This window comes from Streptomyces dysideae, assembly GCF_001514305.1.
In the GTDB taxonomy this organism is placed as follows: Bacteria; Actinomycetota; Actinomycetes; order Streptomycetales; family Streptomycetaceae; genus Streptomyces; species Streptomyces dysideae.
On sequence record NZ_KQ949111.1, the window covers coordinates 1 to 22,180 of the forward strand.

The window sequence follows — 22,180 nt, forward strand, 5'->3', positions numbered from 1 at the left end:
GTCCCCGGGGCGTTGTTCCCATGTGCCCCGGGGCACTCCGGTTAAACGAGGCGTTTCGTCGCGGCACGACGTACACTGGTCGGTCCACCGCAGGCCGGCTCCCTTAGTGGGAGCCGGCCTGATCGTCCCTCAAGGAGGTGCGCCAGGATGACCAGTACGGTCCCCGCGCTCGGAACCCGTACGGGCGAAGGCTCTGCCCTGCAGGCCGTGCTCCTCGACATGGACGGAACCCTGGTGGACACGGAGGGTTTCTGGTGGGACGTCGAGGTCGAGATCTTCGCCGGCCTCGGTCACACCCTTGACGACTCCTGGCGCCATGTCGTGGTCGGCGGCCCGATGACCCGCAGCGCGGGGTTCCTGATCGAGGCCACCGGCGCCGACGTCACCCTGCCCGAGCTCACCGTGCTGCTCAACCAGGGCTTCGAGGACCGCATCGACCGCGCCCTGCCGCTGATGCCGGGGGCCGCCCGGTTGCTGACCGAGCTGGTCGAGTACGAGGTCCCGACGGCCCTGGTCTCCGCCTCACACCGGCGCATCATCGACCGGGTCCTCACCTCGCTCGGCACCCAGCACTTCGCGCTGACGGTCGCCGGTGACGAGGTGCCGCGCACCAAGCCGCACCCGGACCCGTATCTGTTCGCCGCGGCCGGGCTCGGCGTCGATCCGGCCAGGTGCGCGGTCGTCGAGGACACCGCGACCGGCGTCGCGGCGGCCGAGGCCGCGGGCTGCCATGTGGTGGCGGTGCCCTCGGTGGCGCCGATCTCCCCGGCCGCCCGGCGGACCGTCGTGCCGTCGCTCGAACAGGTCGATCTGGCATTTCTGCGCGGGCTGATGTCGATCTGACGGCGGCCGATGACGGAAATACGCGACGTGTTCACCCAGTGTGCAAGGCCGATAGCGGGGGCATTCCGCGCCCCCGTCTCCGTACGTCTCCGAAGGAATTCGAGCCGAGCCGGATGGCTGAATTCCGGCACACACCAAGACCGTTCAGTTGGTGACGTTCGCCACTTCATGAGGGGTCGACAGGCGGTCTTTCCTGTGGCGCCAACCCTTGCTGGAGGGTTCTGAGCGCACCCTTGTGTCCCAATTAGTGGGATGCCGCACGAATCCTTCCGCTGTCGGGTTTTCGGTGTGTCCACACCCGGTTTCGCTGCGTGATGGGGGCTCAACTCCGGTGACTGCGAACCCTCCTGCTGGTGCGGACTAATCTCGTCGCGAGAACATCGCCTTTACCCCGTGGGCCGCTGCGAACACCCCCGCATGCCGGGTGCACGGACTTGACAGCTCTGGAGAAACTCGAGCATGAACCGCAAGACTTTGGTGCTGCCGGCCGTCGTCGGCCTGCTCGCGCCGGTGCTCGCCGCCTGTGGTGGGGCCGACGGCGGGAGCGATGGCGACGGCATCGTCGTCGGCACCACGGACCGGTTCACCGCCTCCAGCGAGGTCCCGGCCCCGCTCGACCCGGCCTACGCCTACGACGTCGGCCTCTGGAACATCCTGCGCCAGACCGTGCAGACCCTGATGATCCTGCCGAAGGGTGACGGCGCCCCGGTGCCCGAGGCCGCCGAGAGCTGCCGATTCACCGACACCGGCAGCGAGCGTTACGCCTGCACCCTGCGCGAGGGCCTGAAGTTCGCGAACGGCGACGACGTCACCGCGGCCGACGTGAAGTACTCCATCGACCGCGCCATCAAGATCAACGCCGACACCGGCCTGGTCTCCGCCCTGCTCTCCACCCTCGACACCGTGGAGACCCAGGGCGACCGCGAGGTGATCTTCCACCTCAACACCGCCGACGCCACCTTCCCGTACAAGCTGACCACCTCGGTCGCGGGCATCGTCAACCCGGACGACTACCCCAAGGACAAGCTGCGCGACGGCTTCCACATCGACGGCTCCGGCCCGTACACGTTCCAGGCCGAGGAGAAGGACGGCGTCCTCGTCAACTCCGTGTTCACCAAGAACCCCAACTACAAGGGGAGTCTGGAGGTGAACAACGACAAGGTCGAGCTGCGTGCCTTCACCAGCGCCGAGGACATGGGCACCGCCCTCGAGAAGGGCGACATCGACGTGATGACGCGCACCATGTCGCCGGAGCAGATCCAGAAGCTCTCAGCCGACTCGGACGACAGCATCGGCCTCGTCGAGATGGCCGGCCTGGAGATCCGCTACCTGGGCTTCGACACCGACGCCCCGACCGTGAAGGCCAAGGCCGTCCGCCAGGCGATGGCCCAGGTCATCAACCGCAGCGAACTCGTCTCCAAGGTCTACGGCACCCAGGCCGAGCCGCTGTACTCGCTGGTCCCGGCCACCATCACCGGCCACTCCAACGCCTTCTTCAACAAGTACGGCGACCCGAGCGTGGCCAAGGCCAAGTCCCTGCTGACCCGGACCGGCATCACCACGCCGGTGAAGCTGACGCTGCACTACACGACCGACCACTACGGTCCGGCCACCAAGGAGGAGTTCGAGGTCCTCAAGAAGCAGCTCGACGGCAGCGGTCTGTTCGACGTCACCATCAAGGGCGAGCCCTGGGACACCTTCCGCCCGGCCGAGAAGAAGGGCGACTATGAGGTCTACGGCATGGGCTGGTTCCCGGACTTCACGGACGCCGACAACTTCCTCGCGCCGTTCCTCGACAAGGACAACACCCTCCGTTCGCCGTACGCCAACAGCCGGATCCGCAACACCCTCATCCCGGAGTCCCGCCGCGAGGCCGACCGGCTGTCCGCGTCGACCAGCCTGACGGACATCCAGGACATCGTCGCCGAGGACGTACCCGTGCTGCCCCTGTGGCAGGGCAAGCAGTACATCGCGGCCCGCGGCGACGTGACGGGCACCGCGTACGCGCTCAACTCCTCCTCGACTCTTCAGTTGTGGGAACTCGGCCGTGGCGTGAGCGGCTGAGGTCTCCCTGCCCGGGGTCCGGGACGACGGCTCCGGGGTTCTTCGAAACCGACGACAAGGCACTCGCAAGTGAATATCCGTAACCAGTGGCCGGTCCTGCCCGTCGTGGCAGGGCTGGCCACCGGCCTGCTGACCGGCTGCGGCACCCAATCCGGTGACTCCGAGGGGACCGGTTCCTCGGTGGTGATGGGGATGTCCGACGACGTCCTGGCCACCGACCCCGCCTCCGGCTACGACCCCGGCTCCTGGCTGTTGTTCAACAACGTCTTCCAGTCGCTGCTCAGCTTCCCCAAGGGCGTCACCGAGCCGCAGCCCGAGGCCGCCGAACAGTGCGTCTTCACCGACACGTCGACCAAGGTCTACAAGTGCACCCTGAAGGACGGCCTGAAGTTCAGTAACGGTGACGCGCTCACCTCGGAGGACGTCAAGTTCTCCTTCGACCGCATGCTGAAGATCAACGACGAGTCCGGCCCGGCGATCATGTTCCCCATGCTCGACAAGGTCGAGGCGCCGGACGACAAGACGGTCGTCTTCAAGCTCAACACCCCGGACGCCACCTTCCCGAGCAAGGTAGCCTCGGGCGCCGGCTCCATCGTCGACCAGCAGAGCTACGACGCCAACGGCCTCCGCAAGGACGGCGAGGCGGTCGGCTCCGGCCCCTACAAGCTGGACTCGTTCACCGAGGACGAGGCCGTCTTCTCGGTCAACGAGCACTACAAGGGCACCGCCGAACCGCAGAACTCCGGCGTGACGCTGAAGTTCTTCCACGGCGACCAGAGCGCCCTGAAGGAGGCCCTGCTCGACAGCAAGGTCGACATCGCCTACCGCGGTCTCACCTCGAGCGACATCACCGACATCCAGAACGGCTCGCCCGACTCCGGTGTCGAGGTCGTCGAGGGCACCAGCGCCGAGGTCCAGCACCTGGTCTTCAACATGGACGACCCGGTCGCAGGAAAGGCCGGTGTCCGCAAGGCCATCGCCCACCTGATCGACCGCGACGCCCTCATCAAGGACGTCTACCAGGGCACGGCCACCCCGCTGTACTCGATCATCCCGGCGGGCATCGCGGGCCACAACACGGCCTTCTTCGACACCTACGGCGCCCGCCCCTCCAAGGCCAAGGCCGCCGCCGCCCTCGCGGCCGACGGCGTCACCGGCAAGGTCAAGCTGACCCTCTGGTCGACCCCGTCCCGCTACGGGCCGGCCACCGACCAGGAGCTGAAGACGATCGCCGAACAGCTCAACGCCAGCGGCCTGTTCGAGGCCGACGTGCAGTCCGTCGCCTTCGACCAGTACGAGAAGGACATCGCCGACGGCAAGTACGGCGTGTACGTGAAGGGTTGGATCCCGGACTACCCGGACGCCGACAACTTCACGGCCCCCTTCTTCGGCAAGGGCAACGTGCTGAGCAACAACTACAGCAACCACTCCATCACCGGCACGCTCATCCCGCGCACCGCCGCCCAGAGCGACCGCGCCGCGACCGACGACGACTTCGGCCGGCTCCAGGACATCGTCGCCGAGGAACTCCCCGTACTGCCGGTCTGGCAGGCCAAGCAGTACGCGGTCGTCCGGGACGACGTGTACGGCCTGGAGTACTGCCTCGACGCCTCGACGGTGTTCCGCTTCTGGGAACTCAGCAAGGCCTGACCGTGAGCGGTTCGCTGTACGACACACCGTCGTACGGCGAACCGCTCACCGCCGGTTGCTCACTGTGCGCCGGGACGCACCAGCCCGCTCTCGTACGCGTACACCGCGGCCTGCACCCGGTCGCGCAGCCCCAGCTTGGTGAGGACGTGCCCGACATGGGTCTTCACCGTGGTCTCGCTGACGAACAGGTCGGCGGCGATCTCGGCGTTGGACAGCCCACGCGCCACCAGCTTCAGCACCTCCACCTCACGCTCGGTCAGCGTGTGCAGGGTGTCCGGAACCGGCTCGTCGCCGGACGGCAGATGCGTGGCGTACTTGTCGAGCAGCCGACGCGTGATGCTCGGCGCGAGCATCGCCTCACCGGCGGCCACCACGCGAATGGCCTGTACGAGCTCATTGGCCGGGGCGTCCTTCAGCAGGAACCCGCTGGCGCCCGCCTTGAGCGCCTCCACCACGTACTCGTCGAGGTCGAAGGTGGTCAGCACCAGCACCTTCGCCGGGCCGTCCCGCCCCGGCCCGGTGATCTGCCGGGTCGCCTCCACCCCGTCCATCCGCGGCATGCGGATGTCCATCAGAACCACGTCGGGCTGCAGGGCCCGCACCTGGTCGAGAGCCTGGAGGCCGTCTCCGGCCTCGCCCACGACCGCGATGTCCTGCTCGGCCTCCAGAATCATCCGGAAGCCGGTGCGCAGCAGCGGCTGGTCGTCGACCAGTAGGACGCGGATGGCCACGTAAGTCTCCTTCGCTAGTCCGGCCCCATTCTGCCCTGCGGCGCGTCGCCCGACTCGGCCGCCCTGACCGGCAGCGGATACGGCGGGGGAGTGCCGCCGAATTCCGGGCAGTGGGCCTGGTGGTCGCACCAGCCGCACAGCTTGGTGGGCCGCGGCCGCCAGTCACCCGTCTCCGTCGCCTGCCGGATCGCCTCCCACAGCGCCAGCAGCTTGCGCTCGACGCGCTCCAGGTCGGCGAGGACGGGGTCGTACGTCAGGACGTCCCCGCTGCCGAGATAGACAAGCTGCAGCCGCCGCGGCACAACGTTCTTCAGCCGCCAGACGACAAGGGCGTAGAACGTCATCTGGAACAGCGCGCCCTCGGCGTACTCGGGCCGGGGCGCCTTGCCCGTCTTGTAGTCGACGATCCGCACCTCACCCGTGGGTGCCACGTCGACCCGGTCGATGATCCCGCGCAGCCGCAGCCCGGATTCCAGCTCGGCCTCCACGAACAGCTCGCGCTCGGCGGGCTCCAGCCGGGTCGGGTCCTCGAGGCTGAACCACCGCTCGACCAGCCGCTCGGCCTCACCGAGCCAGCGTGCCAGCCGCTCGCCGTCGGGATCGTCGGCGAACAGCTCCACGACCTCCGGCCTGTTCTCACGCAGCCGGTCCCACTGGCCGGGGACGAGGGACTTGGCGCGGGGCGCGGTCCGCTCGGCGGCCGGGGCGTCGAAGAGCCGCTCCAGCACCGCGTGCACCAGCGTGCCCCGGGTCGCCGCCTCGCTGGGCTTCTCGGGCAGCCGGTCGATGACCCGGAACCGGTACAGCAGCGGGCACTGCATGAAGTCGCCGGCACGGGAAGGGGACAGGGAGGCGGGCGGTATGGCGGGGACGGCGGTCGGCGCCACGGCGTCATGGACCGCCCCGGACCGACCCTGAACCGCCACCACCGGCGTTTCCACCGGCGGAACTTCGCTGCTGTGGGCCTCGGCCGCACCCTCCGTGCTCGTTTCCATGACCACAGACCATACGGCCCGCCACTGACAGTGACCCAGCCGCGGCCGTGACCGGTGCGACGGAGGAGGAAACACAGGGGGTGCCGGGGCGGAACGCGTGACGACGGACGCATACCATCGACCCAGACCCTCCCGTCCGGCAGGCGCGGGAGACGCATCGAACGAGGGGACACCGTGGACGAGAGCGGCGGGAGCGGGCAGCCGCGGTCCGGCACCGACGAGTCGGCCGAGCGCCGGACGGCCCGAGTGACCCCGGGCCCCGACGACCCCACGCCCGCCCCGGCCGACGAACACGCCACGGACCCACGCCGGTCCACCCTCGACGACACCGCGCCGCACGAGACGCCGGGCAAGCCCGACACCGCCGCCGACGCTGCCCTGCGACAGCCCTCGAACGGCTCCGCAGACCCTGTCGTGGGCCCGGCCGCCCCGGCGACGGCCTCGGGTGCCGAACTCGACGGTGCCGCGCCCCGGCAGAGCTCGAGCGACGCGACCGACGGCGGTGAGGTTGGGCAGAGCCCGGTCGGCCGTGCCGGAGGCGAGGCGCCCTGGCCGAGTCCGGCCGGCCATGCCGAGGGGGAGACGTCCCGGCAGGACGCGACCGGTTCCGACGACAGCTTCACGGACCCGCAGGATGCGGCCGGGGCCGGGGCCGGGGCCCAGCAGGGTGGCGGCGATGCCGCGCACCCGGTATCCGAGGACCCCCCGCTCACCGACGCCGACCCCGATGGCGCCGAACTCGGTCGTCCCGCCGACGACCCCGCCGGCGACGCGGGCCACGCCGCAAACAGCACCGGCCTCCCCGAGGGCGACAGCCCGTCGCCGCCCGCCTCCGACTCGGCCGACCGTAAAGCGTCCCATGCCGACGCCGACGCCGACGCCGACGCCCGTGCCGCAGGGCAGGGCCCTGACTTGGGCAAGCGTCTGCCCTCCCCTGCCGCCGACGCCGGTGCCCGTGCCGCCGGGCAGGTCCCGGACTCGGGTGAGCGTCTGCCCTCCCCTGCCGCCGACGCCGGTGCCCGTGCCGCCGGGCAGGTCCCCGACTCGGCCGAGCGTCCGGCCCGCCCCGCCCCCGCCGCCCCCGACCACCCGGCCGAGAGCCGGCCGACCAACCCCGCGCCCCAGCCCCCGGTCGATCACCGCACCCTCGCGCAGTCCGGGGTGACCAAGGGGCGTCCGCCTAGGCGGCCCCAGGAGTCGTCGCGGGGTGGGCTGCTGATGGGGCGGCCGTTCGGGGTGCCCGTCTATGTCGCGCCCAGCTGGTTTCTCGTCGCCGCGCTGATCACCTGGGTGTTCGGCGGACAGCTGGACCGCGTGCTGCCCGAGCTCGGTGCCGCCCGCTATCTCGTCTCCCTCTTCTTCGCGGTCGCCTTCTACGCCTCCGTGCTCGTCCACGAGCTCGCTCACACCGTCGCGGCCCTGCGCTTCAAGCTGCCCGTCCGCCGGATCCAGCTCCAGTTCTTCGGCGGCGTCTCCGAGATCGAGAAGGAGTCCGACACCCCGGGCCGCGAGTTCGTGCTGGCCTTCGTCGGACCGCTGCTGTCACTGGTCCTCGCCGGCGTCTTCTACCTCGCCCTGCAGACCGTCGAACCCGGCACCGTCCCCGGCGTCCTGCTGGCCGGCCTGATGATCTCCAACCTCATCGTGGCCGCCTTCAACCTGCTCCCCGGCCTGCCCCTCGACGGCGGTCGTATGCTCCGCGCCATCGTTTGGAAGATCACCGGCAAGCCGATGAGCGGCACCATCGCCGCCGCCTGGGTCGGCCGCGCGCTCGCCGTCTCCGTCCTCATCGGGCTCCCGCTGCTCACCCAGTCCGGCGCCCTGGGCTCCGACGCCGTCGACAACGTCGGCATGGACACCGTCATGGACGCCCTGCTCGCCGCCATCCTCGCCGCGATCATCTGGACCGGCGCCGGCAACAGCCTCCGCATGGCCCGGCTGCGCGAACACCTGCCCGAACTGCGCGCCCGCACCCTCACCCGCCGTGCCGTCCCGGTCGAGACCGACACCCCTCTCTCCGAGGCCCTGCGCCGTGCCAACGCCGCCGGTGCCCGTGCCCTGGTCGTCGTCGACGCCGACGGCAACCCCCTCTCCCTGGTCCGCGAGGCCGCCATCGTCGGCGTACCGGAACACCGCCGCCCCTGGGTCGCCGTCGGCGGCCTCGCCCAGGACCTCACCGAGGGCATGCGCGTCTCGGTGGAGCTCTCGGGGGAGGACCTCCTCGATGCCCTCCGCGCCGCCCCCGCCAGCGAGTACCTGGTCGTCGAGGAGACCGGCGAGATCTACGGCGTCCTGTCCGCCGCCGACGTCGAGCGCGCCTTCGTGAAGGCCATGGCCAGGCCGTCCTAGTGGTCGGCGGCCCCCACAAACCCCGGTAGGCTGTTCACATGTCCGAACCGACCGGTGCCGCCCGCAGGCGCGGGCCCTTCAAGGTCGGGGACCAGGTTCAGCTGACCGACCCCAAGGGCCGCCACTACACGTTCACGCTCGAGGCCGGGAAGAACTTCCACACCCACAAGGGTTCCTTCCCGCACGACGAACTGATCGGCGCTCCCGAGGGCAGCGTTGTCCGCACCACCGGGAACGTCGCCTACCTCGCGCTGCGCCCCCTGCTCCCCGACTACGTCCTTTCCATGCCCCGCGGGGCAGCCGTCGTCTACCCGAAGGACGCGGGGCAGATCCTCGCCTTCGCCGACATCTTCCCCGGCGCACGCGTCGTCGAGGCCGGCGTCGGCTCCGGCTCGCTCAGCAGCTTCCTGCTGCGCGCCATCGGCGACCAGGGCATGCTGCACAGCTACGAGCGCCGCGAGGACTTCGCGGAGATCGCCCAGCAGAACGTGGAGCGCTACTTCGGCGGCCCGCACCCCGCCTGGCAGCTCACTGTCGGCGACCTCCAGGACAACCTCAGCGACACCGACGTCGACCGCGTCATCCTCGACATGCTCGCCCCCTGGGAGTGCCTGGAGGCCGTCTCCAAGGCGCTCGTCCCCGGCGGCATCCTCTGCTGCTACGTCGCGACCACCACCCAGCTCGCCCGGACCGTCGAGTCCATCCGCGAGATCGGCTGCTTCAATGAGCCGACCGCCTGGGAGACGATGATCCGCAACTGGCACATCGAGGGCCTGGCCGTCCGCCCGGACCACCGGATGATCGGCCACACCGGCTTCCTGCTCACCGCCCGCCGCCTCGCGGACGGCGTCGAGCCGCCCATGCGCCGCCGCCGCCCCGCCAAGGGCGCCTACGGCGAGGACTACGCCGGCCCCAACGCCGACGGAGGCTCCGGCCGCTGAGCCGCCCGGTACCGCAGTCAACGTACAAGCGCTGTGGCCGAGTTCCCGGACCTAGCCGGGAACTCGGCCACAGCGCCTTTCTGTTGACCCGCTTGACACGACGGCGCCGACCGACAAGCTCCCACGGTCACCTGCCGCAACCCGGCACCACAACTCCACACCCCCGCCGTTCCCCCTCCCTGTGACGTGTGGCACCATGCTGGCCACCCCCCCACCGGCACAGCCCTCACAGGAGACACTCCTAGTGCAGCAATCCGCCGTCCCGGAACTGGCACACACGCACACCCGCCCGATCCACTGGGTCGCGACGGCCACCGCTCTCGCCGGGGTGATGGCCCTGTCCTCGCTCCTGCAACCGGATTCGGCGACGGCGGCCCAGGCGGCGGGCCCGGAGTCGCGGACCGCTCCCGCGGTCACCGCAGCCCCCGATCCGGCGGGCGTCGACTTCCCGCTCGAGTGCGGTCCGGTGAAAGCCCTGGTGATGAAGAAGGCCTCCGGGGACCTCGACGGCGACGGCAGGCCGGAGACCGTGGCCGTCGTGCACTGCGACTCCGCCATGGGCACCCCGCCCGACGCCGTGTACGTCCTCACCCGGGCCGCGGACACCGCCGAGCCCCGCCTCGTCGCGACCCTCGTCGCCACACAGGAGCGCCGCACCGTCACCGAGCTCACCGTCACGGACGGTGAGGTCCTCGCGACCATGCTGGGCTACTCGTCGAGCGACGTACCGAGTTGCTGCCCGGACCTGAAGGACGGCGTGAAGTGGGCCTGGAAGAACGGCGCGTTCGTCCGCTCGACACCCGCCGGAGCCCGCAGCGTCTGATTCACGCCACCCGGCGTGTGAGAAATCAGACAGTCGTAACAGGCGGTGTCTGTACGGTCACTCCGCGTTCGGACCGTAGATCTCGACCCTGTCCGAAACCCGACGAACGTGGATGCAGTCGCCCGGGCACTCCTTCGCCGAGTCCACCACATCTGTGAGAAGCGGCAGCGGAACGGGCGTTGTGGCGCCCTTGTCCTGCAGGAGTTCGTCCTCGGCGCTCTTCACATAGGCCAGCCCGTCGATGTCCAGCTCGAACACCTCGGGCGCGTACTGAGCGCAGATCCCGTCGCCGGTACAGAGATCCTGGTCGATCCAGACCTCCAGCGCCTCGGCGCCGACCTCGGCTGCCTGCTCCACGCTCATCTCTCCTGCCGTTTCTGCGCCGAGCCGTACGGGAATCCGGCCAGCTCTGACGGGTGTTGAACGCTTCGAGCCTACCTGTGGCGGCTTCCCAATCATGTTCGGTGGGTATTCCCCTGGCGTGAGGGAGAGCGCAAGGGTGAAGATCGGACACACCTCGACAGTCTTTGTGATCTAGGGGTTTCAATCGACACCCACCCAGGTAGGGTCTGGAAGCGTCCAGCTCCCCTTGGAGGAGGTGAGGACCGTGGCAGCCCACGACGACGACATGAACCGCGGCATCCGCCCGGGACGAGGGTCCGACGACCCGTCCGGGCAGATTGCCTACCTTGAGCAGGAGATCGCCGTCCTGCGACGCAAGCTCGCCGACTCTCCGCGACACACGAGGATTCTCGAAGAGCGGATCGTCGAGCTGCAGACCAACCTGGCCGGCGTGTCCGCCCAGAACGAGCGACTCGCCAACACGCTCCGTGAGGCCCGCGACCAGATCGTGGCACTCAAGGAGGAAGTCGACCGGCTCGCGCAGCCGCCGGCCGGCTTCGGTGTCTTCCTGCAGGCGAACGAGGACGGCACCGCCGACATCTTCACCGGGGGCCGCAAGCTCCGGGTGAACGTCAGCCCGAGCGTCGAACTCGACGACCTCAGGCGCGGCCAGGAACTGATGCTCAACGAAGCGCTCAACGTGGTCGAGGCCATGGAGTACGAGAGCGTCGGCGACATCGTCACCCTCAAGGAGATCCTCGAGGACGGCGAGCGCGCCCTCGTGGTGGGGCACACCGACGAGGAACGGGTGGTACGGCTCGCCGAGCCGCTGCTGGACGTCACCATCCGTCCCGGCGACGCCCTGCTGCTCGAATCCCGCTCCGGCTATGTCTACGAGGTCGTACCGAAGAGCGAAGTCGAGGAACTGGTCCTCGAAGAGGTCCCGGACATCGGCTACGAGCAGATCGGCGGCCTGGGCAACCAGATCGAGATGATCCGCGACGCGGTCGAGCTCCCCTACCTCTACCCGGACCTGTTCAGGGAGCACGAACTGCGGCCGCCCAAGGGTGTCCTGCTGTACGGGCCGCCCGGATGCGGCAAGACGCTCATCGCCAAGGCCGTCGCCAACTCGCTGGCCAAGAAGGTCGCCGAGGTCACCGGCCAGGCCACCGGCAAGAGCTTCTTCCTCAACATCAAGGGCCCCGAGCTCCTCAACAAGTACGTCGGCGAGACCGAGCGGCAGATCCGCCTCGTCTTCCAGCGTGCCCGTGAGAAGGCCAGCGAGGGTACACCCGTCATCGTCTTCTTCGACGAGATGGAGTCCCTCTTCCGCACCCGAGGCTCGGGCGTCAGCTCGGACGTGGAGAACACCATCGTCCCGCAGCTGCTCGCCGAGATCGACGGCGTGGAGGGCCTGCAGAACGTGGTCGTGATCGGCGCCTCCAACCGCGAGGACATGATCGACCCCGCCATCCTGCGGCCAGGCCGCCTGGATGTGAAGATCAAGATCGAGCGTCCGGACGCCGAAGCGGCGAAGGACATCTTCCAGAAGTACCTCACCGAGCGCCTCCCGCTGCACTCCGAGGACGTCGGCGAGCATGGCGGCGACAGGTCCAGCACGGTCCAGAGCATGATCCAGACCGCGGTGGAACAGATGTACGCCGAATCCGAGGAGAACCGCTTCCTGGAGGTCACGTACGCCAACGGAGACAAGGAAGTCCTCTACTTCAAGGACTTCAACTCCGGCGCCATGATCGAGAACATCGTCGGGCGCGCCAAGAAGATGGCGATCAAGGACTTCCTGGAGCACAGCCAGAAGGGTCTCCGCGTCTCCCACCTCCTCCAGGCCTGCGTGGACGAGTTCAAGGAGAACGAGGACCTGCCGAACACCACCAACCCGGACGACTGGGCCCGTATCTCCGGAAAGAAGGGCGAACGGATCGTCTACATCCGTACGCTCATCACTGGAAAGCAGGGCGCGGACACCGGACGCTCCATCGACACGGTGGCGAACACCGGTCAGTACCTGTAAAAGACAGGGCGGCTGCGGGTGCCCTCACCGGGTACCCGCAGCCGACTGTTTTTCGGGCGACGACTGGAACAAGGGGCGCGCAAGGCAATGACGCAAATGATCTCCCCACCAGCGCAAAGGCGTTCTAGGCTCTTCGGTACCGCCGAGTCGCGCAGTGCGGGGACGGGCACCGCATACGCACCGGAGCGCCAGCGGTACTTGAGCGGCGCCCCCGACCGAGGGCGCCGCCGGGCAAGGAGGGCCGCATGACCGTACGGCGAGTAATGGGCATCGAGACGGAGTACGGGATCTCCGTCCCCGGCCACCCCAACGCCAATGCCATGCTCACCTCGTCCCAGATCGTCAACGCCTACGCGGCGGCGATGCACCGGGCCCGGCGGGCCCGCTGGGACTTCGAGGAGGAGAATCCGCTACGGGACGCGCGAGGATTCGACCTCGCCCGCGAGGCCGCAGACTCCAGCCAGCTCACCGACGAGGACATCGGCCTGGCGAACGTCATCCTCACCAACGGAGCGCGGCTCTACGTCGACCACGCACACCCCGAATACAGCGCCCCAGAGGTCACCAACCCGTACGACGCCGTCCTCTGGGACAAGGCCGGCGAGCGGATCATGGCGGAGGCCGCGGAACGGGCCGCCCAGCTGCCCGGGGCCCAGCCGATCCACCTCTACAAGAACAACACCGACAACAAGGGCGCCTCCTACGGCACGCACGAGAACTACCTGATGAAGCGGGAGACCCCGTTCTCGGACATCGTGCGCCACCTCACGCCCTTCTTCGTCTCCCGCCAGGTCGTCACCGGAGCCGGCCGCGTCGGCATCGGCCAGGACGGCCACGAGCACGGCTTCCAGCTCAGTCAGCGCGCCGACTACTTCGAGGTCGAGGTGGGCCTTGAGACCACCCTCAAGCGCCCGATCATCAACACCCGCGACGAGCCGCACGCCGACGCCGAGAAGTACCGCCGGCTGCATGTGATCATCGGCGACGCCAACCTGTCGGAGATCTCCACCTACCTCAAGCTGGGCACCACGGCCCTGGTGCTCTCGATGATCGAGGACGGCTTCATCGCCGTCGACCTGGCCGTCGACCAGCCCGTACGCACGCTGCACCAGGTGTCGCACGACCCGTCCCTCAAGCGTCTGGTCACGCTCCGCAGCGGCCGGACACTCACCGCGGTCCAGCTGCAGATGGAGTACTACGAGCTGTCGCGCAAGTACGTCGAGGAGCGGTACGGCTCGGACGCCGACGACCAGACCAAGGACGTCCTGTCCCGCTGGGAGGACACGCTCAACCGGCTGGAGAACGACCCGATGAGCCTCGCCGGCGAGCTCGACTGGGTCGCCAAGCGCGAGCTCATGGAGGGCTACCGGCGCCGTGACAGCCTCGAGTGGGACGCCGCCCGGCTGCATCTGGTCGACCTTCAGTACGCCGACGTACGCGCCGAGAAGGGCCTCTACAACCGCCTGGCGGCCCGTGGGCGCATGAAGCGGCTGCTGAGCGACGCGGACGTGGAGCGGGCGAAGGCGAAGCCGCCGGAGGACACGCGCGCGTACTTCCGCGGACGCTGCCTGGAGCAGTACGCGGACGACGTCGCCGCTGCCTCCTGGGACTCGGTGATCTTCGATCTGCCGGGCCGGGACTCCCTCCAGCGCGTTCCAACCCTCGAACCGCTTCGCGGAACGCGAAATCACGTCAAGGAGCTCCTGGACCGCTGTCGCACGGCGGAAGACCTGGTCAGGGTGCTGTCCGGCGGCTGACCCGGCACCCGGACCGAGGCGGCCGGGCAGGGTGGAAAACCCTGCGCCCGGGAATCATCGAGGTGGCTCCCGTACGGTGAAGAAACCACGGGGCCGATGTCAGACCCGGCTTGTAGGGTCTGATCATCACCGATCGGCAGGATGCCGACCTGTCGACCATGTCGGGCGAATCTGAGCGGGGTGAGGGTTATGGCAACCAAGGACACCGGCGGCGGACAGCAGAAGGCCACGCGTTCCACCGAGGAGGTCGAGGAGCAGGCGCCCGAGGCGCAGGCTTCGGAGGACCTCAAGGAGCGGCAAGAGAAGCTGAGCGATGACGTGGACTCGGTGCTGGACGAGATCGATGATGTGCTCGAGGAGAACGCAGAGGATTTCGTTCGCTCCTTCGTGCAAAAAGGTGGAGAGTAGGCCACCTTTCCCTTCGAATCGAAGGCTGGCGGCTAACGGGGGCGTCGAGTGCAAGAAGAGCAAGGTGTGAAGCGCTGTCCGCGGTGCGAGGAGGAGAAGCCTCGGACAGCCTTCGCAAGGAATAAGGCGATGGGTGATGGGCTGCAGGTCTACTGCCGGGAATGCGCGTCGGCGTACCACCAGGCGCGGCAGGTGGCCAAGGGGCGCAACGTGCGGCCGCGAGTGGATGTACCCGCAGGCCACAAGTACTGCCGCACGTGCGGCAAGATCAAACCGCACAGTGAGTGGACGCGGAATCGCAGCGCTTCGGACGGCCTCGCGACGCTCTGCAAGTCATGCAAAGCGATCAAGGGGCGGGCGGGCCATCTCAAGCGCCACTACGGCATCACCGAAGCCGAGCGCAACGAGATGATCGCCTCTCAAATGGGGCTCTGCGTGATCTGCCTGAAAGCTCCGGCCGTACATGTGGATCACTGCCACGAGACGGGTAGGGTCCGTGGCGTACTGTGCTTCAACTGCAATTCGGCCATTGGAAAGTTGGGAGACGATCCCGACGCCGTCCGCCGGGCCGCCGCTTACTTGGAAGGAATCGCGTGGAAGCCAACACTCGTAGCACCGGGCGTCTACCAGCTGCCTTCCTGACGCCTGGGTCGTCGTCCTTCATGGACTTCCTGTCCGAGCACCAGCCGGAGATTCTGCCCGGCAACCGGCAGCTCCCGCCCACCCAGGGTGTGATCGAGGCGCCGCACGGCACCACGATCGTCGCCGTGACGTTCCCGGGCGGTGTCGTGCTCGCCGGTGACCGTCGCGCCACCATGGGCAACGTCATCGCGCAGCGCGACATCGAGAAGGTCTTCCCGGCCGACGAGTACTCGGCGGTGGGCATCGCCGGTACGGCGGGTCTGGCCGTCGAGATGGTCAAGCTGTTCCAGCTGGAGCTGGAGCACTTCGAGAAGGTCGAGGGTGCTCAGCTCTCCCTGGAGGGCAAGGCGAACCGCCTGTCGACCATGATCCGCTCCAACCTGGGCATGGCCATGCAGGGCTTGGCCGTGGTCCCGCTCTTCGCCGGGTTCGATGTGGACCGCGACAAGGGCCGCATCTTCTCCTACGACGTCACCGGCGGCCGCTCCGAGGAGCACGGCTTCGCGGCCACGGGCTCCGGCTCGATCTTCGCGCGCGGCGCCATGAAGAAGCTCTTCCACGACGGTCTGACCGAGGCCGAGGCCACGACCCTCGTGGTCCAGGCCCTGTATGACGCGGCAGACGACGACTCGGCGACCGGAGGTCCCGATGTCGCCCGCCGGATCTACCCGATCGTCACCGTGATCACCGAGGACGGATTTCGCCGGCTCACCGACGAGGAGGGCTCCGAGATCGCCCGCGCGATCCTGGAGCGGCGCCTCGAGCGGCCCGACGGCCCGCGGGCCGCGCTGCTGTAGCGGGCCCGGACTCTTGCCAAGGTGATCCAGTGAATTCGACGGAACTCTAACGAGAGGGACGGATAACCGGTGTCGACGCCGTTCTATGTCTCACCCCAGCAGGCCATGGCCGACCGGGCGGAGTACGCCCGCAAGGGCATCGCCCGTGGCCGCAGCCTGGTCGTGCTGCAGTACGCCGACGGCATCGTCTTCGTCGGCGAGAACCCGTCCCGCGCGCTGCACAAGTTCAGCGAGATCTACGACCGGATCGGCTTCGCGGCCGCCGGCAAGTACAACGAGTACGAGAACCTGCGGATCGGCGGCGTCCGGTACGCCGACCTCCGTGGGTACACCTACGACCGCGACGACGTGACCGCCCGCGGCCTCGCCAACGTCTACGCCCAGACGCTCGGCACGATCTTCTCCAGCGCGGCCGAGAAGCCGTACGAGGTGGAGCTGGTCGTCGCCGAGGTCGGTGAGACGCCCGAGGGCGACCAGATCTACCGGTTGCCGCACGACGGCTCGATCGTGGACGAGCACGGCTCGGTCGCGGTCGGCGGCAGTGCCGAGCAGATCAGCGGCTTCCTCGACCGGGAGCACCAGGAGGGCATGAGCCTCGCCGAGGCGCTCAAGCTTGCCGTCCGCGCCCTGTCCCGGGACACGAACGGCACGGAGCGGGAGATCCCCGCCGAGCGCCTGGAGGTCGCGGTCCTGGACCGGACGCGCCCGCAGTCCCGCAAGTTCAAGCGCATCGTCGGCCGCCAGCTCGCCCGGCTGCTGGAGACGGGTGGAGCGTCCACCGAGGCCGAGAGCTCCGAGGAGGAGTAGCGGGCCTCACCCACCACCCCGCCCCCCCCTGTGCCCCGGCCGACCGCTCGTCCGGGGCACAGGGCGTTCAGGAGGCGCTCGGCGGCGCCGTGGAGCCCCGTACGACCAGCTCGACCGGGATGTCCCCGGCCTGGGGTGTACGGCTCTCCAGGACCGCCAGCAGGGCCTGCATGCCCCGCTCCCCGAACAGCTCGGAATCCAGCCGCACGGTCGTCAGCTCCGGGTCCAGGGCGGTGGCGAGGGCGAGGTCGTCCAGGCCGGTGACGGAGATGTCGTCCGGGATGCGCAGGTCGAGGCGCCGGGCTGCCTTGTAGGCGCCGGCGGCCAGTTTGTCGTCGTCGCAGACCAGCGCGGTGGGCCGGGGCCCGGAGGTGGCGAGCGCGGCCTCCGCTGCGGTCCGGGCGCCCTCGATGGAGATCGGCGCGCGGGCCGTCCGTACCGATGTCCCCGGCACCGCGCCGACCCGGGTCGCCAGCTCACGCGCGCGTACCTCGAACGTCCAGGACGGCACGTCCGCCGCCAGGTGCAGGAAGTGCCGGTGCCCGAGATCCAGCAGGTGGTCGGCGACCCGCCGGATGCCGTCGGCGATGTCCAGGTTCACCGTCGCCGCGCCCAGGCTGCCCTCCGGGTCGCTGTCCAGCATCACCAGCGGCAGCTGGTCGCCGCGGATCGCGGTGAGGGCGTCGGCGGCCATGGAGGAGGCGATGACGCCGTCCAGGGCGGCCTGGGCGGAGGCGAAGGGATCGCGGGCGGGGCCGATGCCCTCGGGGGAGGGGTAGAGGACCACGCCGAAGCCGTGCCTGGCGGCGACGCGGGCGGCGCCGGTGTAGACGCCCGCGAAGAATTCCGTCGTCAGGGCCGGCACGACGAGGAGGACCGTGCGGGTGCGGCCGAGGCGGAGGTTGCGGGCGGCGAGGTTGGGCCGGTAACCGAGCTCACGGGCGGCCTCGCGGACGCGTTCCGCCGTGGTCTCCGAGACCCGCCCGCGCCACTTGTCGCCGAGCACCAGGGAGACCGCCGCCTGGGAGACCCCGGCGGCCTGCGCGACGTCACGGCTCGTGGGGCGGGTGCTGCCTCGTGCCACCGTGGGCCTGCTCTTTCGTCTGGACGCCTGAACAGCGGACATGGTACGTATGAGAACCGAAGTTATACGTAAAACGTCAGCGGGTCGGGGCGACGGAGAGGGCGGGGCATGGTCGCGGGATACCTGGAGATCCTCAGGGCGAAGCACGTCACCCGGCTGCTCGCCGGCACCCTCGTGGGCCGGCTGCCGTGCGCGACCGCCCCCATCGCGATCGTGCTCTTCGTGCGCGCCGACGGCGGCTCCTACAGCCTCGCCGGGGCGCTGGCGGCCGTGTACGGCATCGCCAACGCGGTGGGGCAGCCGCTGCTGGGGCGGCTCGTGGACCTGTACGGCCAGCCGCGCGTACAGCTACCGGCGGCGGTCCTGTCGGCGCTCGCCATGGCGGTGTTCGCCCTCGTGGGCATCGGGACGCTGCCGCTCGCCTATGCGGGCGTGGCAGCCGCCGGACTGTTCACCCCGCCCCTGGAGGGCGGGCTGCGGGCGTTGTGGCCGAGTGTCCTGCGCCGGGAGGAGCAGGTGCACACCGCGTACTCCATGGACGCGGTGGCGCAGGAAGTCATGTTCACCGTCGGGCCGTTGCTGGTGACGCTGTGCACGGCGCTGTGGTCGGAGCGGGCGGCGCTGCTCGTGCTGAACGCCGTCGGGGTGCTCGGCGCGCTCTCCGTGGTCGTGTCGGCGCCCTCGCGTGCCTGGCGCTCGGCACCGCGTGAGGCCCACTGGCTCGGCGCGCTGCGCTCACCCGGACTCCTCGCGATGCTGGGCGCGTTCCTGTTCGTCGGCATCGCGCTCGGCTCCATCACGGTCGCCGCCGTGCCGTACGCCGACGACAACGGCGGTGACGTGGTGTACGGCTGGCTGATGGCGGCCATCGGCCTGGGCGCGCTGATCGGCGGCGGGTTCTACGGGGCGGCGCGGTGGACCGGCGACCCGGCCCGGCGACTGCAGGTGCTGGTAGCCCTCCTGGCGGTGTGTTACGTGCCGCTGATGCTGATGCCCGGCCCGGTCGCGATGACACTGCTCACCGTGCTCGCCGGTGTCTTCCTCGCGCCGGTCCTCGCCTGCGCCTTCGTGCTCGTCGACCGGCACGCGCCGGCCGGCACGGTCACCGAGGCGTTCTCCTGGCTGGTGACGACGTTCACGGTCGGTATGTCGGTCGGAACGGGCCTCGCGGGGCCGGTCGTAGAGGCGGGCGGAGCCCTGTGGGGGTTCGCCGTGCCGGGTGCCGCGGGCGGGGTGTCGCTGGTCGTTCTGCTGGCCACCGGGCGGGTCCTCGCAGCTGCCGCCGGGGGAGCGGTGGTTGCGGCTTCATCGGAAAATGATCCAAACCGTGCCGCCGAACCTCGTTTCAGCTCAGGGGATCGGGCGTAATGTTCAGTCATGGACCGCCGCATTTTCGGGCTGGAGAACGAGTACGGCGTCACGTGCACGTTCAGGGGACAGCGCCGCCTGTCGCCTGACGAGGTGGCGCGGTACCTCTTCCGCCGTGTCGTGTCATGGGGCCGCAGCAGCAATGTCTTTCTGCGAAACGGCGCCCGCCTCTATCTCGACGTGGGCTCACATCCGGAATACGCGACACCCGAATGTGACAACGTGACCGAACTGGTCACCCACGACAAAGCGGGCGAGCGCATTCTCGAAGGACTCCTGGTGGACGCCGAACGACGCCTGCACGAGGAAGGAATCGCGGGCGACGTCTACCTCTTCAAGAACAACACCGACTCGGCGGGCAACTCCTACGGTTGCCACGAGAACTACCTGGTGGCCCGGCACGGGGAGTTCTCCCGGCTCGCGGACATCCTCATCCCGTTCCTCGTCACCCGTCAGCTGCTGTGCGGCGCCGGCAAGGTGCTGCAGACCCCGCGCGGTGCGGTGTACTGCGTCAGCCAGCGGGCGGAGCACATCTGGGAGGGCGTCTCCTCGGCGACGACCCGCTCCCGGCCGATCATCAACACCCGGGACGAGCCGCACGCCGACGCCGAGCGCTACCGCCGCCTGCACGTCATCGTGGGCGACTCGAACATGTCCGAGACGACCATGCTCCTCAAGGTCGGCGCGACCGACCTGGTGCTGCGCATGATCGAGGCGGGCACCGTGATGCGCGACCTGACCCTGGAGAACCCGATCCGGGCGATCCGCGAGGTCAGCCACGACATCACCGGCCGCCGCAAGGTGCGCCTGGCCAGCGGCCGGGAGGCCTCCGCCCTCGAGGTGCAGCGCGAGTACTACGAGAAGGCCGTGGACTTCTGCGAGCGCCGAGGCATCCGCACCGGCACCGTGGAGCAGGTCCTGGAGCTGTGGGGCCGCACCCTGGACGCGATCGAGGCCGAGGACCTCGACCGGATCGGCACCGAGATCGACTGGGTCATGAAGTACAAGCTCATCGAGCGGTACCGCGCCAAGCACAACATGACCATGTCGCACCCGCGGGTCGCGCAGATAGACCTCGCCTACCACGACATCCACCGCCGCCGCGGCCTGTACTACCTGCTGGAGAGGAAAGGCCAAGCCGCCCGTATCTGCAACGACTTGAAGATCTTCGAGGGCAAGTCCGTTCCGCCGCAGACCACTCGGGCCCGGCTGCGCGGCGACTTCATCCGCAGGGCCCAGGAACAGCGGCGGGACTTCACTGTCGACTGGGTCCACCTGAAGCTCAACGACCAGGCACAGCGCACGGTGTTGTGCAAGGACCCGTTCCGTTCCGTGGACGACCGGGTGGAGAAACTGATCGCCGGTATGTGAGCAACAAGTTCCACAGAATCCCCCACTCTCGAATCCGCTCGAGCGGGAGGGGCCCCCATCGGAACGCAACACGGGCGCCGTACGTTTCCCGTACGGCGCCCTTCTCACGCCGTAGAGTTGCGCGCACGCCATCACAAGATCGATTGATTACGAGGCCCCCACCGTGCGCCGACGCTCACTTCTCATTGCCGTACCCGCAGGACTGGCCACGCTCGCCGCATGCGGTGACGACAAGGCCGACTCCAGCGACAGCGCGTCGCCCTCGCCTTCGGCTCCGTCGGCCGCGCCGTCACCGAAGATCGTGGACGGCCCGCTGCCGGCGATCACCGAGGGCGCGAAGTTCGGCGAGAAGCCCACGGTCGCCAAGGGCAGCGGCGACCCGTCGAAGGACCTGGCGGTGAAGACGGTCATCGCGGGCAACGGCAAGACGGTCGCGGAGGGCGACTTCATCGTGGCCCACTACCTCGGCCAGATCTACGCCACGGCGAAGGTCTTCGACAACTCCTACGACCGCAAGACCGCGCTGGCCATCCAGCTCGCCCAGGGCAGCATCATCGACGGCTGGCGGTACGCGCTGGCCGGGAAGAAGGCCGGCAGCCGCGTCGAGATGGCCGTCCCGCCGACCTGGGGCTATGGCAAACAGGGCAACCCGCAGGGCGGCATCAAGGGCACCGACACCCTGGTGTTCGTGGTGGACGTGCAGGGCGCGTACGCCGCCACCAGCTCCGCCAAGGGCACGGACGTCGCGCAGGACAACGTCGACCAGCCCAAGGTCGGCACCAACACCGACGGCAAGGCCCCGTCCATCGAGATCCCCAAGTCGGTCGCGCCCACCAAGCTCGTGGCGAACTACGTCATCGAGGGCGACGGCGAGGAGGTCGCCGCGACCGACAGCGTGCTCGTGCAGTACAAGGGCGTGCTGTGGGACGGCGGCAAGGAGTTCGACTCGACGTACGCCCGCAAGACCCTGACGTCCTTCTCGCTGCAGGAGGTCGTCAAGGGCTGGGCGCAGGGACTGACCGGCAAGAAGGTCGGCAGCCGGGTCCTCATCGTCATCCCCCCGGCCCTCGGCTACGGCGACAACCCGCCCAGCGGCAGCGACATCAAGAAGGACTCCACGCTGGTCTTCTCGGTCGACATCCTGGCGAAGCTGTGACCCCGCGGAGATGCAAGACT

General features: G+C 69.1%; 19 protein-coding genes. 15 read left to right on the forward strand and 4 right to left on the reverse strand.

The features are described 5' to 3' along the window. The first annotated feature begins 147 nt into the window (after nt 1-147). The 3 genes from AQJ91_RS38875 (at nt 148) to AQJ91_RS38885 (ending at nt 4,557) form a co-directional block, all read left to right on the forward strand. Complete coding sequence (locus AQJ91_RS38875; protein ID WP_067031697.1) at nt 148-843, forward strand: HAD family hydrolase; 696 nt, start codon at nt 148-150, stop codon at nt 841-843. 459 nt (nt 844-1,302) lie between these two features. Further along, nucleotides 1,303-2,907, forward strand: a complete 1,605-nt coding sequence (locus AQJ91_RS38880; protein ID WP_067031700.1) for an ABC transporter substrate-binding protein — start codon at nt 1,303-1,305, stop codon at nt 2,905-2,907. A 69-nt stretch (nt 2,908-2,976) separates the two neighbouring features. Further along, a complete protein-coding gene (locus AQJ91_RS38885) occupies nt 2,977-4,557 on the forward strand; it encodes an ABC transporter substrate-binding protein (protein ID WP_067031703.1) in 1,581 nt (526 codons plus the stop codon). Between the two features lie 59 nt (nt 4,558-4,616). On the opposite strand, the gene AQJ91_RS38890 is transcribed toward AQJ91_RS38885, so the two are convergent. Both AQJ91_RS38890 and AQJ91_RS38895 read right to left on the reverse strand, forming a co-directional pair. Beyond that, nucleotides 4,617-5,288, reverse strand: a complete 672-nt coding sequence (locus AQJ91_RS38890) for a response regulator (RefSeq protein WP_030946450.1) — start codon at nt 5,286-5,288, stop codon at nt 4,617-4,619. Nucleotides 5,289-5,302: 14 nt separating this feature from the next. Continuing rightward, complete coding sequence (locus tag AQJ91_RS38895) at nt 5,303-6,283, reverse strand: RecB family exonuclease (RefSeq protein WP_067031706.1); 981 nt, start codon at nt 6,281-6,283, stop codon at nt 5,303-5,305. A gap of 174 nt (nt 6,284-6,457) precedes the next feature. Between AQJ91_RS38895 and AQJ91_RS38900 the strand changes: the two genes are divergently transcribed. The 3 genes from AQJ91_RS38900 to AQJ91_RS38910 all read left to right on the forward strand — a co-directional run bounded on the left by AQJ91_RS38900 (nt 6,458) and on the right by AQJ91_RS38910 (nt 10,396). Next, a complete protein-coding gene (locus tag AQJ91_RS38900) occupies nt 6,458-8,632 on the forward strand; it encodes a site-2 protease family protein (RefSeq protein ID WP_067031709.1) in 2,175 nt (724 codons plus the stop codon). Between the two features lie 38 nt (nt 8,633-8,670). Then, the gene (locus AQJ91_RS38905) at nt 8,671-9,573 is read left to right on the forward strand and encodes a tRNA (adenine-N1)-methyltransferase (RefSeq protein ID WP_067031713.1); all 903 of its coding nucleotides are present in this window, start codon (nt 8,671-8,673) and stop codon (nt 9,571-9,573) included. 244 nt (nt 9,574-9,817) lie between these two features. Next, the gene (locus AQJ91_RS38910) at nt 9,818-10,396 is read left to right on the forward strand and encodes a hypothetical protein (RefSeq protein WP_067031716.1); all 579 of its coding nucleotides are present in this window, start codon (nt 9,818-9,820) and stop codon (nt 10,394-10,396) included. Nucleotides 10,397-10,453: 57 nt separating this feature from the next. Here the strand turns inward: AQJ91_RS38910 and AQJ91_RS38915 are convergent, their stop codons facing one another. Next, complete coding sequence (locus AQJ91_RS38915) at nt 10,454-10,759, reverse strand: ferredoxin (protein WP_067031719.1); 306 nt, start codon at nt 10,757-10,759, stop codon at nt 10,454-10,456. A 244-nt stretch (nt 10,760-11,003) separates the two neighbouring features. Here AQJ91_RS38915 and arc point away from each other — a divergent pair, with 244 nt between their 5' ends. The 6 genes from arc to prcA all read left to right on the forward strand — a co-directional run bounded on the left by arc (nt 11,004) and on the right by prcA (nt 17,181). Then, the gene (arc, locus tag AQJ91_RS38920; protein ID WP_067031721.1) at nt 11,004-12,770 is read left to right on the forward strand and encodes a proteasome ATPase; all 1,767 of its coding nucleotides are present in this window, start codon (nt 11,004-11,006) and stop codon (nt 12,768-12,770) included. A 245-nt stretch (nt 12,771-13,015) separates the two neighbouring features. Continuing rightward, the gene (dop, locus tag AQJ91_RS38925; protein ID WP_407696989.1) at nt 13,016-14,527 is read left to right on the forward strand and encodes a depupylase/deamidase Dop; all 1,512 of its coding nucleotides are present in this window, start codon (nt 13,016-13,018) and stop codon (nt 14,525-14,527) included. Between the two features lie 189 nt (nt 14,528-14,716). Then, a complete protein-coding gene (locus tag AQJ91_RS38930) occupies nt 14,717-14,935 on the forward strand; it encodes a ubiquitin-like protein Pup (RefSeq protein ID WP_020128324.1) in 219 nt (72 codons plus the stop codon). 129 nt (nt 14,936-15,064) lie between these two features. Then, nucleotides 15,065-15,577 (forward strand): endonuclease VII domain-containing protein, encoded by a 513-nt coding sequence (locus tag AQJ91_RS38935; protein WP_234383306.1) that lies wholly within the window; start codon nt 15,065-15,067, stop codon nt 15,575-15,577. Then, nucleotides 15,529-16,374, forward strand: a complete 846-nt coding sequence (gene prcB, locus AQJ91_RS38940; RefSeq protein WP_067031965.1) for a proteasome subunit beta — start codon at nt 15,529-15,531, stop codon at nt 16,372-16,374. Before AQJ91_RS38935 ends, prcB begins: the two co-directional genes overlap by 49 nt. A 69-nt stretch (nt 16,375-16,443) precedes the next feature. Then, the gene (gene prcA, locus AQJ91_RS38945) at nt 16,444-17,181 is read left to right on the forward strand and encodes a proteasome subunit alpha (protein ID WP_067031730.1); all 738 of its coding nucleotides are present in this window, start codon (nt 16,444-16,446) and stop codon (nt 17,179-17,181) included. Nucleotides 17,182-17,248: 67 nt separating this feature from the next. Here prcA and AQJ91_RS38950 read toward each other — a convergent pair whose 3' ends face one another. Continuing rightward, complete coding sequence (locus tag AQJ91_RS38950; protein ID WP_067031733.1) at nt 17,249-18,265, reverse strand: LacI family DNA-binding transcriptional regulator; 1,017 nt, start codon at nt 18,263-18,265, stop codon at nt 17,249-17,251. A 108-nt stretch (nt 18,266-18,373) separates the two neighbouring features. Here AQJ91_RS38950 and AQJ91_RS38955 point away from each other — a divergent pair, with 108 nt between their 5' ends. The 3 genes from AQJ91_RS38955 (at nt 18,374) to AQJ91_RS38965 (ending at nt 22,160) form a co-directional block, all read left to right on the forward strand. Continuing rightward, nucleotides 18,374-19,633 (forward strand): MFS transporter, encoded by a 1,260-nt coding sequence (locus AQJ91_RS38955; RefSeq protein ID WP_067031735.1) that lies wholly within the window; start codon nt 18,374-18,376, stop codon nt 19,631-19,633. Between the two features lie 9 nt (nt 19,634-19,642). After that, entirely contained in the window at nt 19,643-21,004 is a 1,362-nt protein-coding gene (pafA, locus tag AQJ91_RS38960) for a Pup--protein ligase (protein ID WP_059196529.1), read from the forward strand. Nucleotides 21,005-21,167: 163 nt separating this feature from the next. Beyond that, nucleotides 21,168-22,160, forward strand: coding sequence for an FKBP-type peptidyl-prolyl cis-trans isomerase (locus AQJ91_RS38965; protein WP_067031738.1), 993 nt, complete (start codon nt 21,168-21,170; stop codon nt 22,158-22,160). Nucleotides 22,161-22,180: the final 20 nt, after the last annotated feature.

Coding starts and splice junctions, on each gene's coding strand:
- AQJ91_RS38875 (WP_067031697.1), top strand. CDS start 148: ATGACCAGTACGGTCCCCGCGCTCGGAACCCGTACGGGCGAAGGCTCT.
- AQJ91_RS38880 (WP_067031700.1), top strand. CDS start 1,303: ATGAACCGCAAGACTTTGGTGCTGCCGGCCGTCGTCGGCCTGCTCGCG.
- AQJ91_RS38895 (WP_067031706.1), bottom strand. CDS start 6,283: ATGGAAACGAGCACGGAGGGTGCGGCCGAGGCCCACAGCAGCGAAGTT.
- AQJ91_RS38905 (WP_067031713.1), top strand. CDS start 8,671: ATGTCCGAACCGACCGGTGCCGCCCGCAGGCGCGGGCCCTTCAAGGTC.
- AQJ91_RS38915 (WP_067031719.1), bottom strand. CDS start 10,759: ATGAGCGTGGAGCAGGCAGCCGAGGTCGGCGCCGAGGCGCTGGAGGTC.
- dop (WP_407696989.1), top strand. CDS start 13,016: ATGACCGTACGGCGAGTAATGGGCATCGAGACGGAGTACGGGATCTCC.
- AQJ91_RS38930 (WP_020128324.1), top strand. CDS start 14,717: ATGGCAACCAAGGACACCGGCGGCGGACAGCAGAAGGCCACGCGTTCC.
- AQJ91_RS38935 (WP_234383306.1), top strand. CDS start 15,065: ATGGGTGATGGGCTGCAGGTCTACTGCCGGGAATGCGCGTCGGCGTAC.
- AQJ91_RS38955 (WP_067031735.1), top strand. CDS start 18,374: ATGGTCGCGGGATACCTGGAGATCCTCAGGGCGAAGCACGTCACCCGG.
- pafA (WP_059196529.1), top strand. CDS start 19,643: ATGGACCGCCGCATTTTCGGGCTGGAGAACGAGTACGGCGTCACGTGC.